Raw genomic sequence first — 13,379 nt, 5'->3', positions numbered from 1 at the left:
CTACAGGCTAAAAGTGATTAAGGCATTACTGCTCTAAACAATACAATATCGTCGCCCTATACTGAATTCAAGATTAACAACGGCTAATTAACACATTGAAAATGAAAAATATCTTGATCGTTTCCGGGCATCCAGATCTGAACCACTCAGTGGCGAATGTCACCATTCTGGACGAGGTGGCGACTGCCCTGCCAGGCGCTGAAATACGCCGGCTGGACCGGTTATATCCTGACGGCAGAATCAACATCAGCGCGGAGCAGGAAAGCCTGTTGAAGGCAGATGTGATTGTCTGGCAGTTCCCTTTTTCCTGGTATGGGCTCCCTGGGCTCATGAAATGCTGGCTGGACGAGGTTTTTGTTCATGGGTTCGCCCATGGTTCAACGGCAAAGCTGGGCGGTAAAAAACTGATCCTGTCATTCACGACAGGCGCGCCACAGACACTGTATTCAGCAGATGGCTTCTTTGAACACAACGTCGAAGATTACCTCGTCCCTTTCGAAACCACGGCCAGGCTTTGCAATCTGCAATGGCAAAAACCGGTTTATACCTGCGGTATCAGCTATGCCGACAGGGATACAGCTAAAATCGCCCAACAGAAAGCCCTTGCTCAACACCACGCCTCTCGTCTGGTCGCAATGCTGAGTACCTTATCTGTTGACCCGGATGTGGCCGATTAAGGAGTAAAAGACAATGTTTATCATCACCATTACGGTCAGTGATGCACTCTCGCCAGAACAGCATCATTCGTTGTTCCCCGGGCATATGCAGTGGTTCCAACATCATTTCTCGACCGGTGCATTTGTGGTCGTCGGGCCTTATATCGACCGCGAAAGATCCGGGGTCATTATGGCCAACACAGAAAGTCGCGATGCCCTGATGGCGATCCTGGTAGAGGATCCTTATTACCCCGACCTGGCGACGTATGACATCCGGGAGTTTGTGCCCGCAATGGTTGCGGAAAACCTGCATCAGCTTGAGCAATCATAAGCACATTCCTAAACCTGATAAGACGGAGTAAAAGACAATGCAATATACCCGGCTTGGTAAAAGTGACTTAACGGTATCCCGTATTTGTATGGGGTGCATGGGGTTTGGTGACCCGTCGACGGGCCAGCATCGCTGGACGTTGGGCGAAGCAGAAAGCCGCGACATTATTCGCTATGGTCTTGAGCGGGGCATCAATTTCTATGATACCGCCATTGCCTATCAGAATGGTTCCAGCGAACGATACGTGGGCAAGGCGCTGCGTGACATGGCAAAACGTGAAGACGTGGTAGTCGCCACTAAGTTTCTACCCCGTACGCCCGAACAGATTGCTAACGGCGTCAGCGGTAAACAGGCCATTGCACAGTCGCTTAATCAGAGCCTGCGCAATCTCGGCATGGACTATATCGATCTCTATATCTATCACATCTGGGATTACAACACGCCGGTTATTGAGGTGCTTGAAGCGCTGCATGAGGCCATTAGCGCCGGTAAGATTCGTGCCATTGGTATATCAAACTGCTATGCATGGCAGTTGGCTAAAGCAAACGCCCTTGCCGCACTCCATGGACTAACTCCGTTTGTTTCCGTACAGAGTCACTACAACCTGATTATGCGTGAAGATGAACGGGAGCTTTTCGGCTTATGTGCTGAAGACGGTATTGCGATGACGCCCTACAGCGCGCTGGCCAGTGGTCGTCTTGCTCGTCAGGCTGAGACTCAAACCCTACGAGCCGCTGAGGATGATTATGCCAAAGGGAAGTACGACGCAACGGCAGAACTGGATCGCAAGATCATTGATCGTGTTGCTGAACTTGCCGAACGATATCAGGTTTCGATGACAGCCGTTTCTCTCGCATGGCTGCTGACAAAAGTGACTTCGCCGGTCGTCGGTGCGACCCGAAAACAGCACATTGACGGCGCGATAGATGCGGTAGATCTGCAGCTGAGTCCGGAGGATATCCAGTATCTGGAAGCGTGCTACCAGCCGCATGCTCTGACCGGGATCATGGCGCAAAACACTCTGCGAACCAAAGACACAAAACAGGTGTGGACACGCTAAAGAACCCGCATACCTTGCACATTTGCACATTTGCACACCAGAGGATGGAGGTTATATGAACTGGATACACTTACGCAGGGCAGCCGAATTTTGTCTCATTGTGTTTATTGGTCTGCTCCCTGTCAGCCACGCCCAGAGTCGCGAAAAAACCGATATTAAAACGCTCGTTATTGTCTCTCATCCCTATCCCGAGCGTTCGGTTTTAACGAAAGGATTACAGGAAGCAGCGGAAAGCCTCGAGGGCGTGACGGTGCGTAATCTTGAAACACTGTATGGGTTTGACACCCGAAATATTAATGGTGAAACAGAACGAAAAATGATGCGCGAACACACGCGTATCGTATTTATGTTTCCGACCCACTGGTTCAATATTACGCCAATGATGAAAGCCTGGCTCAACGAAACCTGGGGAAGCGTCGGTCCCGGTTTATGGCAAGGAAAAGAGATGATGGTTGTCAGTACGGCGGCGGGTGGTGCATCGACTTACGGCCCTGGTGGTAGGATCGGTGTGACGCTTGCGGATGTGTTTTTACCGATGAAAACCAGCGCCCTGCACGCCGGCATGACCTGGCTGCCGCCGCTGGTCTTTGAGGGGGCCAGCAGCAGCCAGTTGCCGGAGTACCAGCGTCAGTTGATTGAGCGTCTTAAACAGTAGTTCGCCGTAACGTATCTTTTGATACCAATGAAAAAGGTTCGCCGTGAAAAAGAGTTTTGTGCTTTTATTCTGTGTACTAATGAGCAGCTCTGTTGCTGCCAAAGATATGGATGAACGGGACAAACCCGTGATGAATATTTTTGCGATCCAGGTTAAAGCCGATCAGCGTTTGAACTATGATCGAATCGCCAGACACACGATTTCGACCTCCGTTGACCTGGAAGCAGGTACTCTGGCGATGTATTCCCTGAAACGTAAGGACAATGCACACCAGGCATATATGGTCGAACTCTATGAAAATAGAGAGGCTTACCGTCACCATTTGGATGGTGCGCCCTACAAGGCATTTATTGCCAGCGCACCTGATATCATTGCGCAGAAACAGCAAATCACCCTGACGCCGCAATTTCTGGGTGATAAGCACGTCATACCAGATGAGCGCACCATCAATAATCTGGTGATTGTCGAGGTAAAGCCTGAGTTTCAGGAGACATTCAAAGATATCGTTCTCCCAGAAATGGCGACATCCCTCAACGCTGAACAGGGAGTGCTTGCCATGTATGCTGCCACCGACGTGAAGAATATCTATCGCTGGTATTTCTATGAGGTATATGCCAGTGAACCTGACTATCAGCTACACCGACAGACCCCACACTTTCGGGACTATATCGAACAGACGGCACAGATGACCGTCAGTAAGGAATCGATCCCTGTTAGCCCTGTATTTCTGCGCAACAAAGGCGGATTGGCATTTGGTGAGTAGTGCTTAACGCAGGCGTTCAGTTCACCTACATCGTTTACTCTCCGATCACGCCCTGTTCGACTCACAGAAATAAACCGACATAGTCATTCGTTATATTTTAAACTACCTCACCCCAGGCAAGGGTGAGGTATGCAAGCAATCCTAAAATTTATGCCTACCCTTCTTGGCGCCAGTAGACAGAAAACACATCAATGAATACCACGATCAATCATGGATTTTTAAGCCAAGGCAACCGCGAACAAATTCAGGGTTAAAGTGTTTTACCGCATCGCCAACATAGCCTAAATCAAGGGTATCGATTTCAGCCATTTCAGTATCCGTCAGTGTGAAATCCCAGATAGCAATGTTCTCTTCAATACGTTGCTGGCGAGTGGATTTAGGAATAACGGTGACACCACGCTGCACGTTCCAGCGGAGCACAACCTGAGCAATCGTTTTATTGTGGGCATCGGCAATCCGCTGAAGCATTTCACTTTCATATGGCTTATGTCTGCCGCCGCCTAATGGCGCCCAGGCTTCGGGCTGAATGTTATATTGCTTCATGGTTTCAAGTGCCGCAGGTTGCGCAAAGTAAGGATGCAATTCGACCTGGTTCACCATCGGCTTGATTCTGACCGTTTCGCAGAAGTTGACTAGCACATGAGCGTAGAAATTGGACACCCCAATCGCTTTCAGTTTTCCTGCGTCGTAAGCATCTTCCAACGCACGCCAGGCGCTGAAATAATCTCCCATAGCCTGATGCAGTAAATACAGGTCAAAGTACCCCAACCCTGATTTTTTTAACGATGTCTCAATTCCTGCTGTGGCCATATCGTAACTGGCCATGTCCTGCACCCACAGTTTAGAGGTAATAAAGAGCTCGTCACGGCGACACAGACCTAACGCAATGGCTTCACGAACGGCGTCGCCCACGGCATCTTCATTACCGTACACTGCGGCGGTATCAATAAGACGATAGCCAGCACGAATAGCACTCAACACTGACTGTTTGCATTCTTCTTTATCGGTTACCTGAAATACACCAAAACCAGCCATCGGCATTTTAAGGTTGTTGCTTAATACTGAATATTCCACTGTTGAATACCTCCGCCATGTTAATGACATCATCTAACATTGAGTACATCCATTGTGCTTGAATCTGGTGAGAGTTAAAACTTCATAAATCGAAATGAAGTAATGAGTAAAATTCATAATTTATTCTGTCTTCGTCGCGCTCTCCCACACAGCCAGTTTGGACGTCACCCGCCAGTCCCTCTCCTTCTCATGCCGTTATATTTATGAAAATTTCTCATATTTGAATACCGTTTTAGCCTATTTATTTTCTAAAGCCTCTCATTTTATGATCGTCAGCAGGTTAACCGCAGGCCTTCGATAAATACCAGACCTCGCCAGCCGTCCTCGTATCAGACCGCACTGAGGACTCATCTGCACTTCTATTCCAGCGAAGGACACCATCCACATGAAAAGAGTGAACCAATGAATACTATCCGAAATACTTTTTATGAAGGTGAGCGCGCCCTGTTTGCCTCCCGGAATATTAGCCTGGAAAATGTCAAATTTTACCCAGGAGAATCAGCACTGAAGCAAAGTGAAAATATTAAGGCATTACACTGTGAATTTATGGGGAAATATCCTTTCTGGCATAATATAAATACCGAGATTGAAGATTGCCAGTTTACCATCTACTCACGTGCAGCGATTTGGTACTCCAGTCATCTTCGGATGATTAACTGTACGGTTGATGCGCCGAAAATGTTCCGCGAAGTAAACCACTTTTATCTTGAAAACACGCGCATAGATAATGCCGCCGAATGCTGCTGGAATTGTCACCATGCTAAATTTCGTCATGTTGAGATCCACGGTGGCGACTATCTGTTTATGAATGGGACAGAAATAGACATTGATGGTTTTCGACTGCAAGGAAACTATGCATTTCAGGATGCTCGTAACGTTGTTATTCGCAATGCCCATCTCGATTCAAAAGATGCCTTCTGGAATACTGAAAATGTCACAGTCTATGATTCGGTGATCAACGGCGAGTATCTGGGCTGGCATTCCAAAAATCTGCGTCTGGTTAACTGCACCATTTCCGGTGAACAGCCCCTTTGCTATGCCACCGACCTGGTAATGGAAAATTGCACGATGGTCGATACCAATCTCTGCTTTGAGTACAGTACGCTGCAGGCGGATATTCGCGGAACGATACTGAGCGTAAAAAACCCACGGGGAGGATTTATCAACGCTGAGCGCATCGAAGAGATCATTATTGATGAGAACTGTATTGACCCCGGGCTCTGCGAAATCGTGGTATCCACGAATACCGGGGCGCAATCATGAACGATGATTTTGACCCGTTAATCACCCGCCGCGGGACAAATGCCATCAAATGGGATGCAGCCACGGAAGATAATATGCTGCCAATGTGGGTTGCCGATATGGATTTCCGCACCTCCCCTGCGGTCATTAATGCCCTAGAAGCTCGCGCCAGGCACGGGATTTTCGGTTATACCCAGGTCCCGCCAGATTTTTATGCCGCTATCGTTAACTGGTTTTCTCGCCGGCATGGCTTTACCCTGAATCCACAGCATCTGCTCTACACCACCGGTGTGGTACCGGCGCTATCTGCTGTGGTACGCGCACTGACGCAGCCCGGTGAAAAAGTTATCGTCCAAACGCCAGTTTATAATTGTTTTTTTTCCTCTGTACGTAATCAGGGGTGCGAGATAATCACCAACCCTCTGCGGCGTCAGGGTGATACCTACACGATTAATTTCGACGATCTGGAGCAGAAAGCGGCCGATCCGCAGACAAGATTATTGTTATTGTGTAATCCTCATAATCCTGTCGGCCGGGTATGGAAACCAGAAGAGTTACTGCGCATCGGAGAGACCTGCCTACAACACAACGTCATTGTGATCGCCGATGAAATACACAGCGATCTGGTGCAACCCGGATTTCGCTATACGCCATTTGCCTCCGTCAGTGAACGTTTCATGCAAAATGCCATAACCTGTATGTCCCCCAGTAAGGCATTCAACCTGGCCGGATTACAGGTTGCCGCTATTCATACGGCAAATGACGACATACGCCAGAAAATCGATAAGATCCTGAACATCCATGAGGTCTGCGAGATTAATCCTTTCGCAGTCGAGGCGCTGATTGCCGCATGGAATCATGGTGAAACGTGGCTGGATGCCCTGAACCTGTATCTCCATGATAACTTCAAGTGTCTGAAAGCATTCTTTCATCAGCACCTACCCGCCTTCCCAGTTATTCCACTTGAGGCTACCTATCTGGCCTGGATAGATTGCCGCGCCCTTTCTTGTTCATCTGCAGAAATCACTGCGTTGCTTAAAGCAGAAGAAAAGTTGTGGGTGAACGAAGGCACAATTTATGGGGAAGAAGGCGAGCACTTTATCCGGCTAAATTTTGCTTGTCCGAGATCGCGTTTACTCGAAGGTCTGAACAGAATAAAAGCGGCTTTTGAAAGAATGTTAACGCCGTGAAATGCATCGCTTGATACACACCATTTATGCGTTAGTTACGATACACTAAGGCATTATTCTCTTTCAGCAATGAGGGACGCAGATTGGCAAGAGAAAACCTTAATGATTTGATGGCGTTTATTGTCGTCGCGCGTGAAAAGAGTTTCACCAAAGCGGCGGCTCATTTAGGTGTATCTCAGTCGGCTTTGAGCCACAGCATGCGCACCCTTGAATCCCGACTGGGGATGAAGCTTCTGACCCGAACCACACGAAGTATTTCGCTGACGGATATTGGGCAATCCATGCTGGATGACCTCGGCCCCTATATCGATGGCATCCAGGGGCGATTGCAGTCGCTAAAAGATCTCAACAACCAGGCAGCCGGAACCGTGCGTATCTCCACATCGGATTACGCTCTCGGCTCTGTCATTTGGCCAAAACTTGAACCGCTGCTGAAAGAATATCCTGAAATTAATATTGAGCTGATCGATGACTATGCCTTGACGGATATTGTATCCGGTCGGTTTGATGCAGGAACCCGCCTCGGAGAGCAAATATCCAATGGCATGATTTCAGTGCGTATCGGTCCGGACGTTCGCTTTGCGGTCGTCGGTTCTCCCGATTATTTTTCCCGATATCCCTGCCCGCAGCACCCTAACGATCTTATCGATCATAACTGTATTAATTTGCGATTTCCCACCCACGGCAATCTGTACGTCTGGGAGTTCGAAAAAGAGGGAAAAAGCCTGAATGTCAAAGTGAGCGGTCAATTGGTGTTTGGCCGCATCTATCAGAATCTTCAGGCCGCCGTGGAGGGATACGGGCTGGCGCATGTTCCCCGCGATATCGCTGAAAAGTACATTGCCCGCGGTGAACTGATTAGCGTACTGGACGACTGGTGCCCTTACTGGGACGGCTATTATATCTACTACCCGGAAAATCGAAATCTCTCGAAGGCATTCCAGATCGTTATTGATGCACTACGCCATTACCAACATCCCTGACGAGATGCTCTGAGAAGGAAAATAACACCATATCATTTTGATTTACAGAGCAAAAAAGCCAGCCCCTGCATCAGGGTTCTGGCTTTTTTGTGTTATCTGTTGATTGTCAGACAGCGTTTCTACCGGCAAACACTTCTTTAAATACCGGTAATGCAGAGAATATATTCGGCCAGCCCGCAACAAAAGCAAGTTGCGTCAACACCTCAGAAGCCTGGACCTGCGTCAAACCATTATCCATCGCCCGATTTAGATGATATGGAACCTGAGCCACTTGCCCGGCGGTAACCAGCGCACTAACCGTCACCAAACTTCTGTCCCGTGGCGCCAGGCCAGGTCTCAGCCACAGATCCTGAAACAGTGCATCTGTCGTGTACTTCACGACACCTGGTGATACCTTGCCAAAGTTTGACTCAACCAGCGTGGCACGTTTGTTTTCCGTCTCTTTATCCAACGGCAGAAAATCCACTTTCCCACCCGGCAATGACGCTGTATCAATATGGCGTTGAGCAAATACATCACGCGTGACCAACGCTGCCGAGGTAGCATTTGGCCAGCCGGCATAAAAAGCTAAATGGGTAATCATCTCGGATATTTCGGCAGGCTTTACGCCACTATCCAGAGCCACATTGAGATAATGAGGAAGTTCAGCCGTATCATTGCGACTGATCAACGCGGTAACCGTCACCAGACTACGGTCGCGACGCGATAATTCCGGGCGATTCCAAAGGTCTTTATCGATAAATCGCTCAGAATACGCCGCCATCGCTGGTGCGGCTTCGGCTACTGCGTATTTCGCATCTTCTGGTATCATTTTTGAATTCCTGTTTTGCGTGGTCTGGGAAACACATCCACTCATCATTAAGATAGAAACAATGACCAGCAATTTCTGGTTGATCATTACATTTCGCCCGACCGCAGGTATTGTTCATCGCTGACTTTTTCAAGCCAGTTTACGTTTTCACCCTGGTCATTCGATTCCTGAATCGCGAGATGAACCATCGTGGTTTTATCCGTTGCGCCATGCCAGTGTTTAACGCCTGGCGGACATTGAATAACATCTCCTGCGTGCACCGTTTTTCGTTCCCCGCCCCACTCCTGAACCCAGCCCGTACCGGAGGTGATAACCAGCGTTTGTCCCAATGGATGGGTATGCCAGTCAGAGCGTGCACCGGGTACAAAGGTCACATAGGCGGCCCCAGTTCTTTGTGGTGCGACCGGCGAAAAGAGAGGGTCAATATAAGCATGGCCGGTGAAGTGGTCAGCGGGTTCGGCAATCGTTGCGCGACTGCCGGTTTCCGACAGCGTCATTTGAGCTGAGGTGGCGGTTTCGCCGTGCGCGGACATACCTGCGAATAACAGTAGTGATGCTGCTACAGATGTGAAACGGATCATCATACTCTCCTGTTGTGCATGAAACGGCTAACCCAGTACCGGGAATAGAAAAGGATTTAACGCATTATGGTGAAAAGATTCTGGTAAATTAGAATGATGGCGATGCCGGTTACAGCATGCTCTGGTGACTATTCATCAGTCAGCAATTCAAATCTGGCAGTGTATGAATCAGGTTGTACAGGCAAAGCATCCGGCTGATCTAACTCCCCTAGCTTAATTAAACCGGTCACATAGCCATGAGGTTTATAGAAAATAGCCAGATTTCCCCATGGGGCATATATCGTTAAATCGCCTTTTTTTGCTGCAGTACCTGCAGGTGAGCCTGCGGTCGTCAGCCTAGCGGGCAAGTCGCTTATTTTCTCCTCCGCGGCATAATCTTTCAGATGTAATGTCAGCGGCAGCAATGCGGCAAATTCACGGCTGGTTTGACTATCATTCAACGTCGCCGTAAGCGTCTTGTTCTGGAGTATTATTTTTAACTTCATCGGGTTTACCTGTGTATGGCTCGCGATTACCACAGGCGCAAATACCGATATCAATATCAGCACTAACCATCGTGAAATCCCGGATAAAACACGTTGCGCTTTAGCATCATTAAACATGAGAAACCACTCGCCCCTAGGCACCAGCACCTATTCTTAACCGAATAATACAGCTTATTAATAGCTGTTATCAGAATAGAATAATGAGTAAATTTCATAAATCGTGCAGCGCTATTGCTGGTAGCCGGTTTATATATCAGCGGCGATAGGATCGTGCTATCGCCACTGAACGGCAGATTACCCGGCGTTCAATGATGCCATATCAATAACAAAACGATGCGCCATATCGCCCTGCGCAAGACGCGCGAAAGCATCGTTGATTTGATCAATATTGATCATTTCGCATTCAGGATAGACATTATGCTCTGCGCAAAAATCCAGTACCTCCTGAGTTTCGGCAATCCCCCCAATCAGCGAACCAGCAACCCGACGGCGCCCCATAACCAGCGGGATCGTCAGCGGCTCATCCATCAGACCAATTTGGCCGACAATGACTAGTGAACCATCAATATCTAACAGCGGAGTATAGATATTCAGATCATGCTTAACGGGTGCTGTATCGATGATTAAATCGAATGCGCACGCTGATGCTTGTAGTGCCTGCGGGTCAGAAGAAGGCAGGATACCTTTCGCACCGAGCGCTTTGGCCTCTTTCTCTTTGCTGTTGGTACGACTGATGACGGTAACATCGGCACCCATCGCAACGGCCAGCTTAACGGCCATATGACCTAACCCGCCCAAACCGATGACACCAACACGACTTCCCGGTCCGACATTCCAGGTACGCAGCGGAGAGAATGTGGTGATACCTGCGCAAAGAATCGGCGCGGTTCTCGCCAAATCCATATTTTCCGGGATCCGCAGAACAAACTCTTCGCGCACAATAATATGTTTGGAGTAGCCGCCCTGAGTGACTTCGCCGCTAATCCGGTCTGGGGCGCCGTACGTTGGCGTCATTCCGTGACGGCAAAACTGTTCTTCACCGTGCTCGCATTGATCACAGTGCATACAGCTATCTACCATACAGCCAACGGCAACATGGTCACCCTGATGATATTTGGTGACACTCGGACCGACTGACGTCACGATACCGACAATTTCGTGGCCAGGAACCAATGGGTAAGGTTGCGCGCCCCAGTCACCATTCACCGTGTGTAAGTCTGAATGGCACACGCCGCAGTAGAGAATTTCTATCACAACATCGTTTTCACGTAAATCACGACGTTCAAAATGATAAGGAACCAGTTTCGCTTCACGAGAGTGTGCTGCATAACCAACCGTTTTCATAAAATACCTCATACAATGGCAAGTGCTGATATGGAAAATACTTAAGTTAAGAAAAATACAGCCGTAAAAAATGAATTTATTTCCTGAACACACCAAACCACAAGCCGGATATGAATAATTCAGCGTTACCATCCAGGTAATACACCGGATGAACAACATCAAAGCTGAATAATTAACATTTTGGGCGAACCAGCATCAATGAATTAATTAATAAACTTTCTCCCTAACACTTAATAACGGTATCAACAACCACGACATCGACACAACCACGCAATAGAAATATCAGTAATGAACAAATTTAATAAATCGCAGGTATCATGACTGCGTTACCCCTTTTACATCTCAATATTCTGGCCAAACAACTTCCGACGTAACGCTTCGATATCACTACGCGGGGGAGCACAAAACAAACTTGTATACTCACGGCTGAACTGCGAAGGGCTCTAGTAGCCGACCTGAAAAGCCGCGCTGGCGGCATTCATTCGCTCGCTGAACATCAGGCGACGTGCTTCATTGAGTCGCAGCCATTTCTGATATTGCAAAGGGCTCATATACGGGGGAATGATTGCGCACAAAATACTCGCACCACCCCATTCTGCCATCTGGAGTAGTGTCACAACTTTCCCCGCTCAGACCTGCTCCATGGATCATAACAATAGGCGGAGACGTCTCCTTACCTGCAGCGACCATGTATTCTACATACATCTGATTAACGGTAATGCTGTCTACCGGGCGCTTCTTTCCCAGTTCTGCTTTGGTTTGCTCAACTTTATCACCACCGATGAAGAAACTACCCCTGCTTCTTAAAGTTAGTGGTAAATTAATATAGGTATCAACATCTTCTCTTTTACCCGGCTTATTTTCAGCATAAACCGAAGTGATCATTATAAAACCAAGGCTTAACAAAAAACGTAAGTGTTGGAATAGCACGCTTTCGGCCGGATGGTAGCTCTGCATGGCATGAGCTGGGCGAAGGTGATGGAGTGATACTGACACGCTCTCTTGGCTTTTCACTGACTACGTTGACAGGGAAAGTTACTGCTGAATCTGAAGACACTCCGTTCATCCTTCGCGAAAGTATTGCCAACTATGGTGGTGATTATCTTTTTCTTATCGCGGGAAAAATGGAGATCGACAAGACTTCTGCAGATTTATTGCTTAATGAGCTACCGCCCGTGATTTTCATAAAATCCGGTTCCAATGAATCTTCGGTTTTTACCTGGCTGATGAACTACATCCGTAACGAAAAACTATTCCAGAGAGCTGGTTCGACGGCCGTGACAGATCATTTGATGCATCTGATCATGATTGAGGGTGTAAGAAGTTGGATGCATGAGTCTGATGAATCAAATCAGGGGTGGATGGGAGCTTTACGCGACCCCCGAATAATGCGAGTGCTTAGTGAAATCCATGGTGACCCTGCGCGTAACTGGTGCTTACCTGAGGAATGTCACGTGCTGGTTTTGTCAGGCGGTTCTCTCAATTGACAGGAACAACCCCACTTAATTATCTTTCCAACTGGCGAGTTAGGCTCGCTAGTAAGGCGCTTCGGCTTACTAAGGACCCGATTAAACAAATCGCGTTCTCACTTGGTTAAGGATAGCGTTGCAGCGACCCGTTGAACTCACAGCACAGAGCGGACTTTTTGATGCTCACTCTAGCTTCCCATCCTTCATAAGTAGAGTTCACCAAAGAACAATCTACACATGAAGCGAAGCGTATAAGCCTGCTTTAAGTAAAACGGCAAGGATGGGTGGTCATTTTAGCGGTCTTGACAGAAAGGAAATTCAGGTCTAGCTTACTTATTAGCCAGTTATTGGCTAAGGCGATCCCAGTCAGAGGAGCCAAATTAGAAAAACCCGCTTAGGCAACTAAGCGGGTTTTTTGCTTTGTTTTGATGCTAATCGCAATGTCTCTCTTTACCGAGATAGCAAGATTCTTAATGTATTGCTATTCATTTTTTATTCCCATTCTGCCGAAATATTATCAAATCAGAGGCTATCTCTCTGATATTTATGCTGGAATAAATCAAGCAATGCACCATGAAACTCTTCTACATTTCCTACAGAAGGCGTCGAAAAATCGTATATATTTACATTTGGAAAGATAACTTTAGCTATTTTTTAGCTTTTTTACTGAGTAATCCAATTACATTTCAATAAAAAAAATCCTAATTCGTTTATAATCAATTCTCTAAACAGGAT

General features: G+C 47.7%; 16 protein-coding genes and 1 pseudogene. 10 read left to right on the top strand and 7 right to left on the bottom strand.

Translation table 11 applies throughout. The features are described from left to right. The first annotated feature begins 101 nt into the window (after positions 1-101). From HU019_RS11825 to HU019_RS11805, 5 genes are read left to right on the top strand one after another with little or no spacing between them, the layout of a single operon-like run. Positions 102-677: an NAD(P)H-dependent oxidoreductase gene (locus HU019_RS11825; RefSeq protein ID WP_174847375.1), complete on the top strand. Its 576-nt coding sequence runs from the start codon at positions 102-104 to the stop codon at positions 675-677. Positions 678-690: 13 nt separating this feature from the next. Next, positions 691-987 carry a YciI family protein gene (locus tag HU019_RS11820; RefSeq protein WP_174847267.1) on the top strand — a complete coding sequence of 99 codons (297 nt, stop codon included), beginning with the start codon at positions 691-693 and terminating at the stop codon, positions 985-987. Between the two features lie 37 nt (positions 988-1,024). Beyond that, positions 1,025-2,047, top strand: coding sequence for an aldo/keto reductase (locus tag HU019_RS11815; RefSeq protein WP_174847268.1), 1,023 nt, complete (start codon positions 1,025-1,027; stop codon positions 2,045-2,047). Between the two features lie 55 nt (positions 2,048-2,102). Continuing rightward, on the top strand, positions 2,103-2,702 hold the full coding sequence (locus tag HU019_RS11810; protein ID WP_174847269.1) for an NAD(P)H-dependent oxidoreductase: 600 nt from the start codon (positions 2,103-2,105) through the stop codon (positions 2,700-2,702). A 43-nt stretch (positions 2,703-2,745) separates the two neighbouring features. Next, positions 2,746-3,465: a putative quinol monooxygenase gene (locus tag HU019_RS11805; RefSeq protein WP_227739288.1), complete on the top strand. Its 720-nt coding sequence runs from the start codon at positions 2,746-2,748 to the stop codon at positions 3,463-3,465. 204 nt (positions 3,466-3,669) lie between these two features. Here HU019_RS11805 and HU019_RS11800 read toward each other — a convergent pair whose 3' ends face one another. Next, positions 3,670-4,539 carry an aldo/keto reductase gene (locus tag HU019_RS11800; protein ID WP_174847270.1) on the bottom strand — a complete coding sequence of 290 codons (870 nt, stop codon included), beginning with the start codon at positions 4,537-4,539 and terminating at the stop codon, positions 3,670-3,672. Between the two features lie 402 nt (positions 4,540-4,941). Here HU019_RS11800 and HU019_RS11795 point away from each other — a divergent pair, with 402 nt between their 5' ends. The 3 genes from HU019_RS11795 to HU019_RS11785 all read left to right on the top strand — a co-directional run bounded on the left by HU019_RS11795 (position 4,942) and on the right by HU019_RS11785 (position 7,954). Next, the gene (locus HU019_RS11795) at positions 4,942-5,802 is read left to right on the top strand and encodes a DUF3737 family protein (RefSeq protein ID WP_174847271.1); all 861 of its coding nucleotides are present in this window, start codon (positions 4,942-4,944) and stop codon (positions 5,800-5,802) included. After that, complete coding sequence (locus tag HU019_RS11790; protein WP_174847272.1) at positions 5,799-6,971, top strand: MalY/PatB family protein; 1,173 nt, start codon at positions 5,799-5,801, stop codon at positions 6,969-6,971. Before HU019_RS11795 ends, HU019_RS11790 begins: the two co-directional genes overlap by 4 nt. Positions 6,972-7,054: 83 nt before the next feature. Continuing rightward, positions 7,055-7,954 carry a LysR family transcriptional regulator gene (locus HU019_RS11785; RefSeq protein ID WP_174847273.1) on the top strand — a complete coding sequence of 300 codons (900 nt, stop codon included), beginning with the start codon at positions 7,055-7,057 and terminating at the stop codon, positions 7,952-7,954. 106 nt (positions 7,955-8,060) lie between these two features. Here HU019_RS11785 and HU019_RS11780 read toward each other — a convergent pair whose 3' ends face one another. The 6 genes and pseudogenes from HU019_RS11780 to HU019_RS11760 form a co-directional block, all read right to left on the bottom strand. Further along, entirely contained in the window at positions 8,061-8,852 is a 792-nt protein-coding gene (locus tag HU019_RS11780; RefSeq protein ID WP_174847274.1) for a carboxymuconolactone decarboxylase family protein, read from the bottom strand. Further along, on the bottom strand, positions 8,852-9,346 hold the full coding sequence (locus HU019_RS11775) for a (R)-mandelonitrile lyase (protein WP_174847377.1): 495 nt from the start codon (positions 9,344-9,346) through the stop codon (positions 8,852-8,854). The genes HU019_RS11780 and HU019_RS11775 overlap by 1 nt, the downstream gene beginning before the upstream one ends. A 128-nt stretch (positions 9,347-9,474) precedes the next feature. Beyond that, positions 9,475-9,831 carry a cyclophilin-like fold protein gene (locus HU019_RS11770; RefSeq protein ID WP_174847275.1) on the bottom strand — a complete coding sequence of 119 codons (357 nt, stop codon included), beginning with the start codon at positions 9,829-9,831 and terminating at the stop codon, positions 9,475-9,477. Positions 9,832-10,125: 294 nt separating this feature from the next. Continuing rightward, on the bottom strand, positions 10,126-11,175 hold the full coding sequence (locus HU019_RS11765) for an NAD(P)-dependent alcohol dehydrogenase (protein ID WP_174847276.1): 1,050 nt from the start codon (positions 11,173-11,175) through the stop codon (positions 10,126-10,128). A gap of 335 nt (positions 11,176-11,510) precedes the next feature. Then, positions 11,511-11,726 (bottom strand): annotated as a pseudogene (locus tag HU019_RS20290) (helix-turn-helix domain-containing protein); the annotation flags it as partial. Next, positions 11,686-12,060, bottom strand: a complete 375-nt coding sequence (locus HU019_RS11760) for an alpha/beta hydrolase family protein (protein ID WP_174847277.1) — start codon at positions 12,058-12,060, stop codon at positions 11,686-11,688. The gene HU019_RS11760 and the pseudogene HU019_RS20290, both read right to left, overlap by 41 nt. Positions 12,061-12,098: 38 nt before the next feature. Here HU019_RS11760 and HU019_RS11755 point away from each other — a divergent pair, with 38 nt between their 5' ends. Together HU019_RS11755 and HU019_RS20520 are read left to right on the top strand one after the other, a co-directional pair. Then, a complete protein-coding gene (locus HU019_RS11755) occupies positions 12,099-12,662 on the top strand; it encodes a cupin domain-containing protein (protein WP_174847378.1) in 564 nt (187 codons plus the stop codon). Beyond that, entirely contained in the window at positions 12,623-12,772 is a 150-nt protein-coding gene (locus tag HU019_RS20520) for a helix-turn-helix domain-containing protein (RefSeq protein WP_227739292.1), read from the top strand. The genes HU019_RS11755 and HU019_RS20520 overlap by 40 nt, the downstream gene beginning before the upstream one ends. Positions 12,773-13,379: the final 607 nt, after the last annotated feature.

Source organism: Yersinia artesiana, from assembly GCF_902726545.1.
Taxonomy (GTDB): domain Bacteria; phylum Pseudomonadota; class Gammaproteobacteria; order Enterobacterales; family Enterobacteriaceae; genus Yersinia; species Yersinia artesiana.
This window is presented reverse-complemented; position numbering and strand designations above follow the sequence as displayed.